Genomic DNA, 18632 nt, shown 5'->3' on the forward strand with positions numbered 1-18632 from the left:
CGGTCTATATCTTTTTTATAAACTCTTGTAAACCTTGAAAAATTGTACTATAACGAATTAGTAGCGATTTATAGGAACGCTTGTTGTCAGTGAGAGGCATTCGTTTGTCAGCCGTTCTCTGATACCGTAAAGATAGAAGATCACTTTTTATTTCCCAAATATTTGATTATTAAATCTTTAAAAAAGATTCCCAGTGCAAGGGTGAACCTATATATATGGATAGGTTTGCCCCTTGCACTGGGCGGATGCTGCATCAGTCCTACAGCCTTGCCGTCCGCCTCGATACCGCCGTTTATGTGAAGCGGTTCCCCCTCCTTTTTCGCTGAACCGAAAAAAATCATGGTGTAGTACACGTATAGTATCCCATGCACTGCCTTTTATTGTTATTCTTTTGCAGCAAACATTGAAAATTAAGTTTGTTATGGAAGTTGTTACATTTGAAAGTGAAGCGTATAAAGCGCTTGTAGGGAAGATTGAAAAAATCGCCGGGTATGTAGCCGAAGCGCAGCTGCCTTCGGGAGAAAAAAAGGAGGCTTGGCTGGACAGTAACCAACTGGCGGAAGCTTAGGGATCAGTACACGTACATTGCAACGCCTGAGGGATGAAAACCAGATCAGCTACTCCATGCTGCGTGGACGGTGTATGTACAAGCTGTCGGAGGTCGAACGCTGTCTGGAAGAGCATACCATTCGGTGCAAACCTCAAACATTGGAGGATTTTCGCAAGAACTACTTAATGAGAACCGGCAATGATAAGAAAGGATGATATACTGAAAATGACGGAAAAGGGCATTTCCGTATTCCGCTATTACCTGCCGGTGGACTTCAAGGTGGAAAAGAACTTCCTGAACCCTTTTTATAAGGATACGAAGGCTTCGTGCAATATTTATTACGAACGCAAGGCCGGTGTGTTTAAAATGAAGGATTTCGGGAACGAGGATTATTCGGGGGACTGCTTTGAGCTGGTGGGCAGGCTGAACGGCCTTAGCTGCAAGGAGCTTAAAGAGTTTGTCGAGATCATGGAAATGATAAACCGTGCTCTGCATTTGGGGCTGTCCGCACATGAGGAATATCATGTGAGCCATAGCAAAGTACCCCAAAAGAGTGAAGTGGTATCGGAAGAACCGAAAGCGAAAAGCGTCCGGCCTTATACTGTCGTGCAAAAGCCCTTTACGGCTGCGGAACTTGCCTTTTGGGGTAAATCGGGAATCGGGGAAAATGTTCTGAAAGCGTACCGGACGGTGTCGCTGAAGAAGTTCAGCAGCGAGAACCAGGAAAGGAAGCCTTTTTCCTGCATGACAAGCGTCGATGAACCGATGTTCGGATATATGGGGAAACAGCATATCAAGGTTTACCGTCCGTGTTCACAAATGCGGTTCCTGTATGCCGGTGATTTTGGCGACAACTACTGTTTCGGGCTGGAGCATGCCGGCAAAGGGTGATCTGCTCTTTATCACAGGCGGGGAAAAGGATGTGATGAGTCTGGCGGCACACGGCTTCCATGCGATCTGTTTCAATTCGGAAACGGCTTTTATCCCTGCGGCTGTCATACACCGGCTTTCATTCCGGTTCAAACATATCATCCTCCTCTATGATGTGGACAGTACCGGGCTGAAAAGCTCGGCGAAGCGTGAAGAGGAGCTGAAGGAATACGGGGTTAAACGATTGTTGCTCCCGCTTGCCGGTACAAAGACGGAAAAGGATGTATCGGACTACTTCATGCTGGGGAACAGCCGTGAGGATTTGATAAAGCTTTTTCTGGACTATCTGGAAACCTTATACAGTGAAACCATGTCGGCATTGAAATCCTGCGAGGTGGATTTCAACAACCCGCCTCCCATTGCACAGATGATCGTATCGGTAAATGATGTGCCTCTCGGAACTCAAGGCAACCTGCTTTGTATCACCGGCGGAGAAGGCACGGGAAAAAGTAACTATGTGGCGGCACTGATTGCCGGTGCTATCCGTCCCACCGGAACGGATGTGGATGCGCTGGGCGTTACGCTCCACGAAAACGGCAGGAACAAGGCGGTACTGTTCTATGACACGGAACAGAGCGAAGTACAGCTGTATAAGAATATCAGCAACCTGCTGCGGCGATGCGGACGTGAGGCGATGCCGGAATGGTTCAAGGCGTATTGTCTTACGGGAATGAGCCGGAAAGAACGCCTGCTTTCCATTATCCAGAGCTTGGACAAGTACCATTATCAATACGGCGGTGTTCATCTGGTGGTGATAGACGGGATTGCGGATTTGATAAAATGTGCCAACGATGAAGCGGAGAGCATAGCCGTCGTGGAAGAACTGTACCGGCTGGCCGGTATCTACAAGACGTGTATCGTAACGGTACTGCATTTTATTCCCAACGGGCTGAAGCTGAGGGGACACTTGGGAAGCGAGTTGCAGCGGAAGGCTGCGGCGATCCTTTCCATAGAGAAGGACAGCGATCCGGCCATATCGGTGGTGAAGGCTCTGAAAGTAAGGGATGGAAGTCCGCTGGATGTGCCTATCATGCAGTTTTCGTGGGATAAGGAAAAGGCCATGCATGTCTATCTGGGCGAAAAGCCGAAAGAGGAAAAGGACAAGCGCAAAGAGGACGAGCTTGTAGCGGTGGCCAAAGAGGTATTCAGCCGGAGGCGCTTTGTTACTTATGTGGAGCTTGCGGAAGAAATCCAGTCGATACTGGAAGTGAAGGAGCGCACGGCGAAAAGCTACATCAGGTTCATGCGTGAGAAAGAAATCATTCTGAAATCATCCGATAACCAGAGCTATTATGTTATCGGGAACTTTTAAGGAGGAAAGCGTATGTTAGTAGATAAAACGGAATTTGAAGCATGGATGGAACGTATCATGGGTGAGCTGTACCGCATCTCACGGAAGCTGGACAAGGCGGAAACGAGGGAAAAGCACCTGAACTACCTGAACGGAGAGCGTCTGTACGACAATCAGGAAGTATGCCTGTTGTTGCGCATCAGCAAACGCACGCTGCAACGATACCGGAATAACGGGGTGTTGAAGTTCTATTCGATATATCACAAGACATATTACAAGGAGTCGGACTTGCACGAGTTCATCCGCAACAACTTCGACGAGAACGAAATAAAACGGCAGGCACGTGAGGACAAGCTGTCCGAGAGCTATCCGCTGCCGAAAGAATAAGTCCATGTTTTTGCTTTGTACCGGTGAAACTACTGCCGTGAGGCAGGAAATCCCAAACTGCGTATTGGTGTTTGTCATGGCAATGACTTCATACAGTTGTGAAACAGGATGAAGTTTCTTTTCTTGTTCGAATGGTGATACTCCAAAGGACAGCGGTCCGGAGGGGTATCATTTTTTATGTGTACACCTAAAAATATTCCAGTTTCGTGGCGTAAAAACCGGAATATTTTTTAGGAGAAAAGCGATTCTTGTACGATTGAAAAGTTAATGCCGGACAGTATATATCTAAAAATATACTTTTTAATTCATTGTTATAACGGAAAATCAGTATCTTTGTCGTAAAGTAATGACTTAATATGTGTTGAATATTAAGTGCTTGCATAAAACAAAGGATATGATAAAAACGATAACCATAAAAAATTTCAAGTCTATAACAGCAGCTGATTTACCATTAGGTAATGTCAATGTATTTATTGGAGCCAATGGTTCCGGTAAATCGAATATATTGGAAGCCGTAGGAATGGTTGCCGCAGAACGTGCCTGCCAAATAGAGGTCAATGCTATGGTGCAGAAAGGTATCCGAATAGCCAAGCCTGATTTAATGGTAAGTTCCTTTTATGGACAAATGGCTAATAGTACTATCAGTGTGAATGTGTCTGGTACAGAAAGTGCACGTATCAAATATACAGTATATAATCCGACACCGGAAGATATATATTCCACTTGGGCTGCCGCTTACTCAACCGGGGAAAATCGTGAAGACGCAGATGCGGATGATGTCGTCAAAAAAACAGAGATGTTAAGAACTTATGTTTCTAAATATCTTATCTATTCTTTATCTATCAATGCACTTCGCGGATTGACCTCTGAAAGCCTGCAATATCCGTTAGGAGTTAACGGAGAAGGATTGGATGTCTTGCTAAACAATCTTCCTAAGGAAGAAATTATTCAAATCAAAGAATCCGCTAAAGAATATATTTCTTGGATTGAGGATATATTCTTTGACAGTGAAGATATGTACAAGATGCAAGGATATAAATTAGGTCGAAGCAAGTCCAATCTTTATTTTAGAGATAAATTCATGCAAAAGAAGAATAATTTATTTTCTGCGGAAAATGCCAATGAAGGTGCATTGGAATTGTTATTCTATCTAACATTATTTATCAGTAAAAAAACGCCGGATTTCTTTGCCATAGATAACATTGAAAATGGTCTTAATCCTCGTTTATGCAGATTCTTAATGAAGAAGATTTGTGAATTGGCGGTAAAGAACGGCAAACAAGTTTTGATTACCACCCACAACCCAGCCATATTAGATGGATTGAATTTGAATGATGACAGCCAACGATTATTTGTCGTGACTCGTAATGACGAGGGGAAAACACAAGCCAAACGCATTCAAACTAAAGAACAGACCGGAGATTATCGCATGATGCTTTCTGAAATGTGGATGAAAGGATTGATTGGCGGTGTTCCTAACAACTTCTGACAGTATGAGATTAGGAATAATAGCAGAAGGGAATGCGGATGTAGCCGTGATAAAAGCTGTCCTAAAGGCTTTGAAAGGTATTGATGGTAGCGATGTCGTACAGTTGCGTCCCCGTGAACAGTATGATGAAACCGATTTGAATGAGTTGAGTTTCAGTAACTGGAATCTGGTTTTACAGTCATGCGGAGATGAACGCTTGCTTCAGCCATTCTTTGATGGTTTGACTGAAGATGCTTTATTGGTTGTTCAAATAGATACGGCAGAACGTGGAGAAGTCGGATATGATATAGCGGAACCATTGCGTACCAAGGGTACGGATTGGAGGGAATATTGTGAACAACTTCATGCTACGGTAAAACAAAAAATAGTTGAAATTGTTCCTGAAGCATATCGAGATAAGGTAGCGTACGCAATTGCCATAGAGGAAACCGATGCTTGGTTAATACCTTTATTTGAAACTTCTTGTAAGGAAACCGCACAATATGCTAATCCGAAAGAACATCTGCATTATTTAATCAATCGAATTGATGGCAAGAAAAAAAATAACTATATAGATACGGATAAGAAAAATTTGAATTATATCTATATTGCCAAGGATATGCGGAAAAAGCTGAAGCAGTGTCGGCAAAAAAATAGGAGTTTGGATTTGTTCTGTTTAGAGATAGAAGATAAAGTGACAGAATAAGGGAATTGAGAAAAATTGGTATAGAATGATGCCGGTTATTATTGAAGATATGGAGTTTAAACTGTCTCCGGGCAAGCATAATGAAGTACAGGCGGCGGTCATTAATGAGTTTGCACCCCGTTTTGCGGCAGGCGCAAAAGTCCTTTATATCGGTGATACTGCCAATAAAGACCTTTATTGTAACAAGGAGCTTTTAAAAGAAATTGGCATTCCAATCACAGAACACAGCAAACTGCCGGATATTGTCATTTATGACGGTAATAAAGAGTGGCTATTCCTAATCGAAGTGGTTACTTCGCATGGGCCGGTATCTCCCAAACGTGTAATCGAACTGGAAGATTTCACGAAAGAATGCAAAGCGGGGAAAGTATATGTTACCGCTTTTCCTGACAGAACCGAGTTCAAGAAACATGTGGCTGATATTGCATGGGAAACCGAAGTTTGGATAGCGGAAAATCCAGATCACATGATTCATTTTAATGGAGACAGATTTATAGGGCCGAGATAGTAAGTCTGCTCCGAGAATAGTGGAATTTCACATTTGATTCATGATTTCTGAAATTTTACCGCAGTAAAGTTTACAACGGTAAAATTTCGGTTATATGTATAGTATAAACCCCACTCCGCCAGCTTCTCAAGAAACAGCGGAGTGGGGTTGTCTTTATGGCTTCGGTTACAGGAGCTATAACTTCAGTTTGGGTTTGGTTTTTTCGGGCTGGTCAAGATCGGGATCGTCCTTGTTGCCGGACTTGGGAACGCCTCCGATGACGAGCTTGCCGCCAAGTGCTCCCATTGCCTCTTTGATGCTGATGCTTTTGGGCATTTTACTTATTTTGAGTGGCGTCAAGAAACTGATTTAGTATAATACGGTATCGTAAATGAGTTGAAATGTTAAGTATTTACTCTTTTTTGGTTTTCAGTGCTTTAATCATATTATATTCTCAAAATTATTAGTAACTTTGCTATTGCTTACAAAATTTACCGCCGTAAATTTTACAGTGGTAAACTTTGCAGTAGTGAAATCGAACATAAAATGATAAGGATATGAAATTCTACAATAGAGAAAAAGAGTTAGCATCATTGGAAAAGGTTCGCCAAGTATCCTTTTCCGTGCATTCCCAAATGACTGTCCTTACCGGTCGGCGACGTATCGGCAAGACCAGTCTTATATTCAAGAGTTGCGAGGATACTCCTACTGTGTACTTGTTTGTCAGCCGAAGCAATGAAACAGATCTCTGTCTACGATTTACTTCCGAGATCCGGCAGGCACTTGATATTTATGTACCGGAACTTACCAACTTTGCAGAAATGTTCCGCTTCTTAATGGATTTGGGAACACGGATGGAATATAATCTGGTTATAGACGAATTTCAGGAGTTCTATTACATAAATCAAGAGATTTACAGTTTGATGCAGGATACTTGGGATCGACTGAGGAAACAGAGCCATGTCAATCTTATCGTGAGCGGTTCGGTCTATACCCTTATGAATAAAATCTTCAGGGATTCAAAAGAACCGCTGTATGGCCGTGCTGACAGTATCATGAAGTTAGCTCCTTTTACTACTTCCGTATTGAAAGAAATCATATCGGATCATAAGGCTGACTATACTAAAGATGACTTGTTGGCACTCTATACCTTTACCGGTGGTGTCCCAAAGTATATCGAGCAGTTTATGGACAATGGATGTACAAGCATGGAAAGCATGGTCGATTTCATGTTGCAACCCGATTCATCCTTTCTGACTGAAGGACAGGCTTTGCTGATACAGGAGTTCGGAAAAAAATACGGTAATTACTTTTCTATCTTATCAGCAATCTCCAATGGTAAGAACACCCTGCCGGAAATGGAAGCGGTTATGGGTGGAATGAGTCTGGGCGGACAATTGAAGAGATTGGAAGAAGACTATAATCTGGTAAAGAAGAAACGGCCCATACTCTCCAAAGAGGGTTCCCAGACAGTCCGTTATGAAGTTTCGGATATGTTTTTACGTTTCTGGTTCCGGTATTTTATCAAGTATCAAAATTATATAGAGATACAGAATTTTGAACGCCTGGCAGATATTATAAAAAAGGATTATCCGACATTCTCCGGTTTGGCTCTGGAAATGTATTTCCGCCAACAGATGATGGAAAGCAAGGAATTTGCAGATATAGGCTCTTGGTGGCAAGGAAAGAATAATAAAGATCAGGATGAAATAGATATTGTCGGACTATATGCGGAAGAGAAAAAAGCTCTGGTAGCAGAGGTGAAAAGACAATCCAAAAATTTCAAGCCGGATTTGTTTGCACTCAAAGTAGAGGAATTACGGAAGAAAGTCTTGTTTAAGTATGAGATAGAGAGCAGATTGTTTTCTATGGAAGATATGTAGATGTAAATTCTATTTAAACATTATGATTACCAAAATTGATATTGAAAGATTTGGATTATTTTCAAATTATTGCTGGAAACAACATATTGGAACAGAGAATAATCATATTTTTAGTAAAATGAATATTATATATGGACGAAATTATTCAGGTAAAACTACTTTATCTCGAATATTTCGCTGTATAGAAATGAAGCAGTTACACAATAATTATCATAATGGCATTTTCGCTATAACTACTGATAATTCAACTATAACTAATACAAATTTAGTTTGTTCTGATAAAGTAAGAGTGTATAATACAGACTTTGTCAGAGAAAATCTAAGTTGGCTAAGTAATGAAGAAGGCGACATAAAACCGTTTACATTATTGGGTTCTAACAATGTAAAGGCCGAGAAAAGAATAACTGAAATTAATGAAGTGTTAGGTGGTATAGATGCGAAAAAAGGGTTACTTTATCGGAAGTGGCAAATAGAAGAAAACTTGCAAAAAAGAAAACAACAATTTGCTAAAGCTAAAGAAAAGATTCAGACATTACTAACCAATAAAGCTAATAGAGAGATAAAAGTAAACAATTACTATGTAAAACAAGGTACTAATTATAATATTAAAACAATTCAATCGGAAATTGATGAAATTATAGATTCTGAAAAGAGTTTTATAATAGATGAAAAAGAGAAGGCCATTCGCAAAAAGAGAATTGACGAATCTGTAAAGCAGGAAATAGCACTATTACCTATAACAAAGCCACATCTCTCGGAATATATAAAGGAGGTTCAAGAGCTTCTAAAACGTAAGATCGTTTTAACGCAAACACTTGAAGAGTTAGTAACTAATACTCTATTGCAAAAATGGGTGGATAAAGGGCGTGTGCTTAATAAGAATAGAGAAACTTGTGCTTTTTGTGGAGGAATTATTACACCTGATCGTTGGAAGTTATTAGATGCCCATTTTAGCAAGGAATCAGAGGAACTAAAAAAAAGTATTGAAGAACTGCTTGACAAACTTGAAAGATCCAAGAAATCACTTGATGGCTTTCTCGAAACAAGAGGAGTAAAACAGGAAAATATTTATGAGATTTTCCAAGATGAGTACAATCAATATTACAAAGAATGGACTCTATATATAGACCAATACAGAGATACAATAGACCTTCTTATTTCTCAATTACAAGAGAGATATAATGATATATTCACTCCAAGGGAAATAAACACTATCGTTGATTGCTCGGAGAATATCATTGAAATAATTAACCACTTCAATTCTTTATTGCAGAAAAACAAAAATAAATCTTCTACTATTACAAAAGATAAAGATATTTATCGAAAAGAATTAAGATACTCTGAAATACAATCTTTTATTAATACAATTGAGTATAAAAAGATTTGTAAGGATTGGAAAAACGAAGAAAAATGCATCAATAGCGAGGAAAAAAAACTTGATGATTTGATAAAGACTATTGAAGAGTTAAGACAAGAAAAGCAAACAAAAGAATTAGAAGCAAAAGATGAAGGAGAAGCTGCCAAAAGAATAAATGAACATTTATCAGATTTTTTCGGACATGATAGTTTAACTTTGGAGCCAGCACTTATCACTGAATCTAATACACCTTTAACGAGATTTATAATAAAAAGAGGTGAAAAAGAAGCTCACAATTTGAGTGAAGGTGAATGCAGCCTAATTTCTTTCTGCTATTTTATTGCAAAAATAGAAGATGAATTGAATGGGGCGGATCATGATAAACTGATAATATATATTGATGATCCTATTTCCAGTCTTGATAATAATCATATCTTTTTTATGTATAGTCTTATTGAAACTATTGTTGCAAAAAAAGGGCAATATGGACAATTATTTATTTCTACACATAATTTAGATTTCTTAAAGTATTTAAAGAGATTAACCTCACCAATGGATGTAAACAGAAAACCTTTAGTTCAATATTTTTTAATTGAGAAACGAAAAAAAATGAGTGAGGCAATTAGTTGCTTAAAATTGATGCCTTCTTATTTAAAAGATTATGTAACCGAATATAATTTTTTGTTTCATGAAATTTATAATATGGCAAAAGGTACAACTAAAGGTGATAAAGCAAAGATGATAGAAAATCAATACACCCATTTTTACAATCTACCCAATAATATGCGAAAGTTTTTAGAGTGCTATTTATATTATAGATATCCTAATACTGATAACCCTTTGGCTAATTTGGATAAATTATTTGACAATCACATTCCTTGTTTAGTAAATAGAGTGATCAATGAATATTCCCATTTAGCATGGGGAAATAGGGGAACCTTACCAGTTGATGTTAATGAAGCAGAAAAAGTAGCAAAACATATTTTATATATTATAAGAGAAAAAGACAATGAACATTATTGTGCATTATGTGACAGCATAAAGGTTGATCCAAATATTGATTTAGAGTAAAAATAGAAGCGTCCCACTATGCTTTTGGAACGCTTCTATTTTTATAACTTCAGCTTGGGTTTGGGCTTTTCGGGCCGGTCAGGATCGGGATCGTCCTTGTTGCCGGACTTGGGGACGCCTCCGATGACGAGCTTGCCGCCGGGCGCTCCCATTGCCTCTTTGATGCTGATGCTTTTGGGCATTCCGCTTAGTTTGGGCGGAGTGCGCTGCCTGTCGGCGAGGAAGTCGGGCATCCGGTGGACATAAGGCTCGGCAGGGGGCGTGTCCTGTGTGGGGACACTGCCCGGTGAGGAACTGCCGGGCGGAGCATCGGCGACGGGTATGCCGGCGGCGGGGGCGTTATCCTGTCCGTCGGGCGTTACCGGTTGGGAGGGCACGACTTCGATCACTCCGTCGGTGCTTTTTTCCTGCGCATCCACTGATTTGAGGGAGAGCAGGATCTTGCGGTCGAGAGCGGCAAGGTCGGCCTTGAGCTGCTTCAGCTCGTCCTCCTTTTTCCAGACTTCCCCGACGACCTGTTCCAGGACGGGGAGTTCCTTCTCAATGGCTTCGTTGTCCCTCGTGTATTTCTCTATCAGGCGGGGGATGCTGTCGAAGGCGTTGATGAAGTTCTGGCAGGCGGTTTTCGGATCGACCGCCAAGCGGCCGTTGTTATAGTTGTAGAGGAAGTTGCCTTCACCTCGCACGAAGAAACGGTTCTCGCAGAAGTCCAGACCGTCCTTGACGGTGGTGTCGGTCTTGACAACGATGTCGAAGCCATAGAGCGAGCCGATGACTTTCGGCTGGCCGTGCGTGCGTTCCCTGTCCTCTATCTCGTGGAGCTTGGCGGCAATCACTTTCGGATCATCGCCTGCCACGCCGTCAATCTTCAAGGGGTTGAGCCTGTTGCCCTCCTTGTCGTACTGCATACGGCTCTCGATGGCGGCCTTGTCCTTCCTGACACGGGCGATGATGTCATCGTTGCTTGCCCGGTTCGCCAGGAAAGTTTCCAGTTTGATGCGTGATTCCCCCTTGCCACGCTGGAAGGCCTTGCGCTCCCCTTCCATGCCGGCAATCCGCTTCTCCAACCGTGCCTTGTCGAGCAGGTCGGTATTTCCGGAAAGCACCGCTACGTACTCTGAGAAAGGTATGCCTCCCTTCTCGTCCATGCCTCCCTCGTCGATGGTACGGCAACCCATGTTGTTCTGCTTGAGCTGGGTGATGAAAAGCTGCTTGTTGTAAAGCAGGTTGAACTTGTAGCTGTCAAGCGACTTCTCCACGGCGTAGATTATCACGTCCACCTTGTTGTCCGCATAGAGTTTGGCCACCTCGTTGCCCTTTCGGATGCCCCGGCCGTCCCGCTGCTGCAAGTCCGAAGGCCGCCACGGTGCGTCGAGATGATGGATGGCTACACACCGCTTCTGGGCGTTGACTCCCGTGCCCAGCATTTCAGTAGAGCCGAAGAGAACACGTATCTTTCCCTCGTTCATCGCCTCGATCATCGCCTTGCGCTTCTTCTCGGTCTTGGCTTCCTGAATGAAACGTATCTGGTCTTCGGGGATGCCGTGATCCTCCACCAGCTTGCGCTTGATCTCGCTGTACGGATTCCACTGGTCGGGCTTGTAGGTTCCCAAGTCCGAGAAAACGAACTGAGTGCCTTTATGCCCGGCGTATTTATTGTAATACTTCGCAATCATATCGGCGCAATGGGTGGCCTTGTTGTCCTTGTCGTCGCCGTAGGAGAGCGGATCGATGAGCCGCATGTCGAGCGACATCTTCCGGGCGTAGTCGGTGGCGATGAGCATCTTCGCCTTCTCTTCCCTCTCGTTCAGTGGCGGGCGGCCCAGTACGGTGGCATTGCCGGTCTTGGCGAACTCGATGAGCTTCTGTATGAACTCCCTCTGGTCGGGCGTCGGGGGTATGTTGTGCAGTATCTCGTTCTTCTCCGGACGGTCGATGCCGATGTCGGCTGCGGTACGGAAGTCGGTGATCTCGGAATAGAACGAAGCGAGTTCCGGAACCTTGATGAAGTAGCGGAAACGCTCTTTCTGCACCACCTCGTTGGTGACGGAGAACTCGTAATCGACGGACTTCCGGGCAAACACCGCCGCCCATGCGTCAAAGGAGTTGATCCCCTGACGCTCCAATTCCCGGGGGCGCAGGTACTTGAAGAGCAGGTACAGCTCGGTCAGCGAGTTGGAAATGGTGGTTCCCGACAGGAAGGTGGCTCCCAGATCCTTGCCGGTGCGCTGCTGGATGGTGCGCAGGGCGAAGAGCATGTTGAGCGCACGCTGGCTGCCCTCGCTGTTGCCCAGACCTGCCACACGGTCGTGCCGGGTGGTGAACATCAGGTTCTTGAACCGGTGGCTCTCATCGACAAAGAGGTGGTCGATGCCCATGCGCTTGAAGTCCGCCACATCGTCCTTGCGGGTTTCGATCTCGTGGAGCAGCTCTTTCAGCCTGACCTCAAGGTTCATCTTGCGTTTCTCCATGCCCTTGATCTGTGCGTTGCTCACTTCCGCACCCTGCTGGTAGAGGACTTCGAGGTTCTCTTCCACACTGTCCAGTTCCTGTTGCAGGATGTCACGCTGGATTTCGGGGGACTGCGGTATCATGCCGAACTGCTCGTGCGAGAGGATGATGGCGTCCCAGTCGTTGTTCTTCATCCGGTGGAAAATCTCGACACGGCGCTCCGGCGTGAAGTCCTCCTTGCCGGGATAGAGGACTTTGGCGTTCGGGTAGGCGGTGGCGAAGGTCTGTGCGATCTCGTGGATGTTCGCCTTCAGGCCGGTGATAAGGGGCTTGTTCGCCAGTCCCAGACGCTTCATCTCGTAGGCGGCACAGCACATGATGAGCGTCTTGCCGCCACCCACCTCGTGATCGGCGATCCCCCCTCCGTTCTGCTTGAGCATCCAGATGCAGTCCTTCTGGCTGGGATACAGGTCGGGAATGCCCAGCCCCTTGAGGTCAAGACCGGGAAAGCTCTGGTGCGAGCCGTCGTACTTGGGACGGACGAAGCAGTTGAACTTGCGGTTGTACATGTCCGCCATTTTCCGCTTGAACTCCGGCGACTGTTCCATGAGCCAGTCGGAGAAGCCGTTACGGATCTCGTCAATCTTGCTGTTGGCAAGCAGGGTAACCTCCGGATCACGTATCTTCATTTCCTTGCCCGTCTTGTCCAATACGGTCTTGGTGATGTTGGGCGTGGTGTTGTGGATGGCATGGCGCATAAGGGCGATGCCGTTGAAGATGCGGCTTTCCGAACGCACCGAATATTGGTTCATGATGCGTGGGGAGGTCATGTCGGCCCTGATGCTGTATTCGTCACTGCTGGCGGTATAACGGACGGACACGTCCGTGTCGAACAGCCATGAGGCGTAGCGGCTGTACACTCCCGCCGGTATCCAACGCTCGCCGAAATTGAAATCCAGATCCTCGAAAGGTATGGGCGCGGGAAGCGACTGCCGCAGGGCTTCGAGGGAAATACGTGCCTCGCCGTTGTCGGGATGCGACTGCAAATATTCCTCGATGTGTTCGGCCTTGGCCATGACGTTGCCGGAAATGAAACGGTCGGCAATCTCGTAGTTCTTCGAGAGGGGATTGTAAAATATCCGTCCACGCAGTTCCTCCAACAAGTCAGATTGCGATTTGTCGGTCAGGGACTCCATGTACGCCATGTCCACGTTGCCGTACTTGTTGAGCGAGGCGGTGAGCGCCTCGTGCACGTCATCGGTATGGGTGATCTCGTTGATGTTGTACGAAACGGGATGGTCGAAGATGTCGGCCTTGACCGCCCGGCCGTCGATGTAACGTTCCAGCGACAATATCTCACGGTTGCCCGCATCCATGCGGAACAGGTCGATGTTCTTCCTGTCGTTCAGATTGCCGAACTGACGGATGAAGTCATCGTAAAGAGTGTTGAGCATGGTGCGCAACGCCGGATTTGCGGCATGGGCGGCCGCCTCGTTCTCGTACAGGTGATGGTAGGTGTCACGTATCTCGATGTAGAGCGACGCACGGCGTCGCTGGCGTTCGGGCAGATCCAACGGGTTGAATACCGGTGCAGCCCCGCCAATGGCGGAGAGGTAGCCTATCTGCCCGTCATCGTCCACAAGGGAGCCGTTGCGGTGGTGTCCCTGCAGGCCGACCGGATAAGGACGGGGCTTCATGCGTTCCTGCCGTGCGGCCTCTTCCTCCTGCCGGCGGCGTTCCTGTTCCTGCCGTTCCCGCTCCTGCCGCTCTTTCTCTTGGGGAGTCGGTTCGGCCGGGGCGGGATGTTGCTCCAACGGTGGCATATCGAAAAGGGACAACTGCCCGGAGTCCTTCTTCGTGCTCCTTGTTTTCCTTTTCCTGACCTGTGAACGCTCCTCTTGTGTGAAGCCGAAAAGGTCGTACAGGGACATGACCGGCTCCGGCGTGGTCTTTGCGGCGGTTGGCCGGGCATCCGTTGAGGGCTGCTCCGGCGTGGAAGTCCGACGCTCCACCTGTATCGTCTGTCGATCCGTAGAAGTGGAATGTCCGTTCATGTTACCGGACCGGTTGATTTCCCGCACCTGTGCGATGCGTTGCTGCATGGTTTCCGCCGGACGGCTCACCAGATTGCGGAACTCCTGCACGGGTGAATGGCGGAGATACAAGTCCAGATCGAGCTGTTCCGAGAGGTTGCGGTCAAGGAAATACTTCATGTCGGCGGCGATGGCTTCCATACCCCCGTCATGCAGGTAGATGCGTGCCGGCTTGCCGTAGGGATCGGTACCGACATGGCCACGTGTATGCACGATGGCGGCGGTATGCTCGAAATACTCGTTCTGCGTCGTCCCGTCGGTCTGCGTGCCGACTTCCACGAAAGACCGTTCGAGTGACGTATATTCCCTTTGGGAAAGCGTGTCCTTCTGCAAGATGATCAGGTCGCTGCCCACCTCCGTACCGGCATAGTCGGTAAAGAGGTTGTTGGGCAGGCGGACAGCCGATAACAGCCGGGATCGGTTCATCAGGTATTGTCTTACGGGATAGGCCATAGCGGAGTTCATCACCCCCTGTGAGGTGATGAAGGCGAGGACTCCTCCCTCACGGACGGCATCCAGCCCTTTGGCGAAGAAATAGTTGTGCAGGCTGTTCAGCGCAAAACGCCTCGCCGTGCCGTTGTCGAAGGAGGGATCGAAAACACGTATGTCACCGAAGGGGATGTTGCTGCTCACCACGTCGAAATAGCCGTTACGGTGCGGGGGCAACTCCTCGAAGCCCTTGATATTGACCTGCGCTTCGGGATGGAGCCGGGCAAGGATGCGGCCGGTAAGCAAATCCTTTTCATAGGCAACAATTTCGGGAGTGTTGCCGGATGCGGAGTGGCATTGCGGTCGGAAGGCCGAGACAAAATTGCCGGTTCCCGATGAAGGATCGAGAAAACGGCCGGGCGACACTCCGTGTTCGCCCAAAGAAGAGGCAATGGCATTGACAATCGCCGGCGGCGTGTAGAAAGCGGTAAAGGTGGATGCCTTCACGCTTTCCACCAGCCTCCTGTACTCACGCTCGTCAGCTGCTCCGTCACGCAGGACGTTGTGAAGTTCCGTAATCAGGGGGAACAGTTCACGGTCGGCCTGTGTCCAGCGGAGTATGTCGGTGAGTTTCCCGAAAGGGGAAAGAACCGCCTTGATACCTCCGAACCCGGAGTAGGCGGCGAGTATGCCCGCTTCCTCCGGTGTGGCGGTGCGCTGTTCCTTCTCCAAACGGAACATCAGCCGGATTGCCTCTATATTGTCCCTGAGATGCGCCTTTTTATTATAAGCCATTCTCTTCCAACCAGATTACAACCGTACCTGTCAGCTCGTCATAGAGCTGCCCGAACTCCGGGCTGAACATGAAATCATCCGAGAGCGTATAGCCGGCGAAGACCTTCCGGCATTCGGGAAGCAGCTGCAAGGCCACGCTGCGTGCGCTGCCTTCGGGGACTTCGGCGGCGAACTCGTTCCAGAGGACGGTAACCAGCGTGTCCAGAGGAGAGAAATGCAACCCCTGAAAAAGCAGGGCGTTCGCCTGTTGTGCCGCATCGTCGTAGGTCAGGCCGGAACGGACGGCTGCGCTGAAGGCTTCGGCGGCCTGCTCGCTGCGGGTGGCGACAAAAGACTCGTCATCCGCCAAATCGGGATGCGACTCACGCAGGAAGGCCAACAGGGTAAGACGGTAGTAAGACAATTCATCCGGTTCTTCCGCTACGGATACCGGCACGTTGGATTTATTCTGATTCATATAATTATCGGATTATTAAGTGATACAATTCCGGACGGGTTATCTCTTCCTGCCGCTTTTTTCTCCCTGCGGTTTCCTGTCCGGGAAGAAATAGCCTATGGTAAAATCGGGATTAAGCACCAGTGCGGCATCGAAGCTCCTGCCCTCACGGTTCCTGAAGCCTTTGACAAGAGGGGTGCGGCCTGTGGTCACCAGCCCGACAATCTGTTTGTCGGTCAACACCTTGCCTCCCTTGTTGCGGAACAGGGTGAATCCGCAATCGACATCGGCGCATTTGGCGACCTTGTCGAAGAACAGGATGCGGCTCTTCTTGCATTTGGGACAGGTGCATTGCTCCCCTGAAGGAGCGACATCGAGGGTGGCGGACAGCAGTTCGGCAACGATCTGTGCGGTATAGACCTCTATGTCCCGGCGGAAAGAGGGCGCATCGGCCTCTCCGGTTTCTATTTTGGCGAGGGTATCCTCCCACGCCGCTGTCATTTCGACATCGGCAATCTTCTTGTCCTTTACCGTATCGTAAACCGCCAGTCCTTTTTCGGTGGGCACAAGGTTCTTCTTGTCCCGGCGTATATAGTTACGGGCGAACAATGTCTCGATAACGGCCGCACGGGTGGCCGGAGTTCCGATACCGGCCTCCCGGATTGCGGTACGCAGCTGCCCGTCGCCGATCTCCCTGCCGCAATGCTCCATAGCGGAGAGCAGTGAACTCTCGGTATGCAGCGGTTTGGGCTTGGTCTGCTTCTCCACCGTTTCGGAAGCGAGCAGCGGCAGGGTTTCATCCGTCTGTAACTCCGGCAATGTGGCTTCCTCCACCTCCTCTTCCGGTTCGCCACGCACGGCACGCCAACCGGCGGATTTGACGACCGCCCCCTTGAGGGTGAATATCTCACCGCCTGCGGACAAGGCAACTTCGGTCATTTCCTTGACGCAATGCGGGGAGAAGGCTTCGAGCAGGCGTGCGGCAACCATTTCGTAGATAGCCCGCTCGTCCTGCGACAGACCTTCGGGCAGGTTCTCGGTAACGAGCAGCGCATGGTGGTCGGTGACTTTGGCATCATCGACCGGACGGCGGTTGAGCGGTGTGTCCCGCAAAGCGGATGCGATGGCGGCGAAGCGTGGATATTGTTGCAAGAGCGTTATGCGTGAGGGAATCTCCTCGAAGACATCTTCGGATATATAACGGCTGCCGGTACGCGGATAACTTAGCACCTTCTTCTCATACAGGCTTTGCGCAAGCGTGAGCGTCTTGTCGGCCGAGAAGTCCAGTTTGCCGTTTGCCTCTTTCTGCAAGGCGGTCAGGTCATAGAGCAGCGGCGGTTCCTGAACGGCTTCCCTGCGCTCTACGGAACTGACGGCAAGCATACCGCCGTCCTCTACCTCACGTAGCCCGGCAGTGGCCGTTTCAAGGTCATCGAAGCGGTTCCGTGACAGTGCGGAGAAGGCGATGCCGTCCTTGGCCGCCGAAACCTTTATCTGGAAATATTTCCGGGGTACGAACTGTTTGTTCTCCCGGTATCGTGAGCAGATCATCGCCAATGTGGGTGTCTGCACCCGTCCCAAAGAGAACACGCCCTGCCCGGCGGCAAGGCTGAGCGCCTGAGAACTGTTGATGCCCACGAGCCAGTCCGCCTCGCTGCAGGCTTTGGCGGAGAGGTAAAGATTGTCGTAAAGGCTTCCCTCCCTGAGATTCCGCAACCCCTCACGGATGGCCTTGTCGGTGAGCGAGGAGATCCACAGACGGACAAAGGGTTTGGTACAGCCGAGATAGTTGTACACGTAACGGAAAATCAACTCTCCCTCACGACCTGCGTCGGTGGCGACGATGATGGACTCGCACCTGTCGAACAGCTCCCGGAGCACTTCCAGCTGCCTGACCACTCCGGGATCGTCCTTGTACACCTTACCCTCCCGCACCTGACGGGGTACAAGCCTGAACTCCTGCGGCAATATGGGGAGGTGTTCCCGGCGGAAGCCGGAAAAGCCGTAGCTTTCGGGCATGGCAAGACCGACCAGATGCCCGAATGCCCATGTTACGGCATATCCGTCCCCCGTTAGATACCCGTCTTTCCGTTGGCGTGCGCCCACTACGGACGCTATGCCCTGTGCCACGCTGGGCTTTTCTTATCACAAGTAAATTATTATCCAAAGCTATAAGCTAATACACCAAATAACTGACAGATAATCAATCAAACTCGTGATAATAATGTTCTGATAATAATATGCTATATTGTGGAGAGAGTAATGTTGCTCCCTCCAAATATAGTTCCTATGTTTAAA

The 18632-nt window shown here is 47.6% G+C and carries 10 protein-coding genes and 2 pseudogenes; 8 read left to right on the plus strand and 4 right to left on the minus strand.

Annotation, left to right across the window (positions count from 1 at the left end; all coding sequences use genetic code 11):
* The first annotated feature begins 421 nt into the window (after positions 1–421).
* From BACFIN_RS20820 to BACFIN_RS08735, 6 genes and pseudogenes are all read left to right on the plus strand, one after another.
* Positions 422–765 (plus strand): annotated as a pseudogene (locus BACFIN_RS20820) (helix-turn-helix domain-containing protein).
* Positions 749–2792: pseudogene (locus tag BACFIN_RS20825) on the plus strand (bifunctional DNA primase/helicase). Before BACFIN_RS20820 ends, BACFIN_RS20825 begins: the two co-directional pseudogenes overlap by 17 nt.
* A gap of 12 nt (positions 2793–2804) precedes the next feature.
* Positions 2805–3158, plus strand: coding sequence for a helix-turn-helix domain-containing protein (locus BACFIN_RS08750; RefSeq protein ID WP_005643639.1), 354 nt, complete (start codon positions 2805–2807; stop codon positions 3156–3158).
* A gap of 394 nt (positions 3159–3552) precedes the next feature.
* A complete protein-coding gene (locus tag BACFIN_RS08745; protein WP_007754029.1) occupies positions 3553–4647 on the plus strand; it encodes an AAA family ATPase in 1095 nt (364 codons plus the stop codon).
* Between the two features lie 4 nt (positions 4648–4651).
* The gene (locus BACFIN_RS08740; protein ID WP_007754033.1) at positions 4652–5332 is read left to right on the plus strand and encodes a hypothetical protein; all 681 of its coding nucleotides are present in this window, start codon (positions 4652–4654) and stop codon (positions 5330–5332) included.
* 25 nt (positions 5333–5357) lie between these two features.
* Positions 5358–5840, plus strand: coding sequence for a BsuBI/PstI family type II restriction endonuclease (locus BACFIN_RS08735; RefSeq protein WP_007754034.1), 483 nt, complete (start codon positions 5358–5360; stop codon positions 5838–5840).
* Between the two features lie 174 nt (positions 5841–6014).
* On the opposite strand, the gene BACFIN_RS08730 is transcribed toward BACFIN_RS08735, so the two are convergent.
* Entirely contained in the window at positions 6015–6179 is a 165-nt protein-coding gene (locus tag BACFIN_RS08730) for a DNA methylase (RefSeq protein WP_230325673.1), read from the minus strand.
* A gap of 197 nt (positions 6180–6376) precedes the next feature.
* Between BACFIN_RS08730 and BACFIN_RS08725 the strand changes: the two genes are divergently transcribed.
* Both BACFIN_RS08725 and BACFIN_RS08720 read left to right on the plus strand, forming a co-directional pair.
* Positions 6377–7702 (plus strand): ATP-binding protein, encoded by a 1326-nt coding sequence (locus BACFIN_RS08725; protein WP_007754037.1) that lies wholly within the window; start codon positions 6377–6379, stop codon positions 7700–7702.
* A gap of 22 nt (positions 7703–7724) precedes the next feature.
* Complete coding sequence (locus BACFIN_RS08720; RefSeq protein ID WP_007754038.1) at positions 7725–10130, plus strand: AAA family ATPase; 2406 nt, start codon at positions 7725–7727, stop codon at positions 10128–10130.
* A gap of 41 nt (positions 10131–10171) precedes the next feature.
* Here the strand turns inward: BACFIN_RS08720 and BACFIN_RS08715 are convergent, their stop codons facing one another.
* The 3 genes from BACFIN_RS08715 to BACFIN_RS08705 are packed head-to-tail and all read right to left on the minus strand — an operon-like array spanning position 10172 to position 18464.
* Positions 10172–15898, minus strand: a complete 5727-nt coding sequence (locus BACFIN_RS08715; RefSeq protein WP_007754040.1) for an N-6 DNA methylase — start codon at positions 15896–15898, stop codon at positions 10172–10174.
* On the minus strand, positions 15888–16355 hold the full coding sequence (locus BACFIN_RS08710; protein ID WP_007754043.1) for a DUF1896 domain-containing protein: 468 nt from the start codon (positions 16353–16355) through the stop codon (positions 15888–15890). The genes BACFIN_RS08715 and BACFIN_RS08710 overlap by 11 nt, the downstream gene beginning before the upstream one ends.
* 39 nt (positions 16356–16394) lie before the next feature.
* Positions 16395–18464: a type IA DNA topoisomerase gene (locus BACFIN_RS08705; protein WP_007754045.1), complete on the minus strand. Its 2070-nt coding sequence runs from the start codon at positions 18462–18464 to the stop codon at positions 16395–16397.
* Between the last annotated feature and the right edge of the window lie 168 nt (positions 18465–18632).

The sequence above is a fragment of the Bacteroides finegoldii DSM 17565 genome, from assembly GCF_000156195.1.
Lineage (GTDB): Bacteria > Bacteroidota > Bacteroidia > Bacteroidales > Bacteroidaceae > Bacteroides > Bacteroides finegoldii.

Excerpts from the sequence above, each read along its gene's own strand:
- BACFIN_RS08750 (WP_005643639.1), top strand. The coding sequence starts at position 2,805 with ATGTTAGTAGATAAAACGGAATTTGAAGCATGGATGGAACGTATCATG.
- BACFIN_RS08745 (WP_007754029.1), top strand. The coding sequence starts at position 3,553 with ATGATAAAAACGATAACCATAAAAAATTTCAAGTCTATAACAGCAGCT.
- BACFIN_RS08740 (WP_007754033.1), top strand. The coding sequence starts at position 4,652 with ATGAGATTAGGAATAATAGCAGAAGGGAATGCGGATGTAGCCGTGATA.
- BACFIN_RS08735 (WP_007754034.1), top strand. The coding sequence starts at position 5,358 with ATGATGCCGGTTATTATTGAAGATATGGAGTTTAAACTGTCTCCGGGC.
- BACFIN_RS08725 (WP_007754037.1), top strand. The coding sequence starts at position 6,377 with ATGAAATTCTACAATAGAGAAAAAGAGTTAGCATCATTGGAAAAGGTT.
- BACFIN_RS08720 (WP_007754038.1), top strand. The coding sequence starts at position 7,725 with ATGATTACCAAAATTGATATTGAAAGATTTGGATTATTTTCAAATTAT.
- BACFIN_RS08715 (WP_007754040.1), bottom strand. The coding sequence starts at position 15,898 with ATGGCTTATAATAAAAAGGCGCATCTCAGGGACAATATAGAGGCAATC.
- BACFIN_RS08710 (WP_007754043.1), bottom strand. The coding sequence starts at position 16,355 with ATGAATCAGAATAAATCCAACGTGCCGGTATCCGTAGCGGAAGAACCG.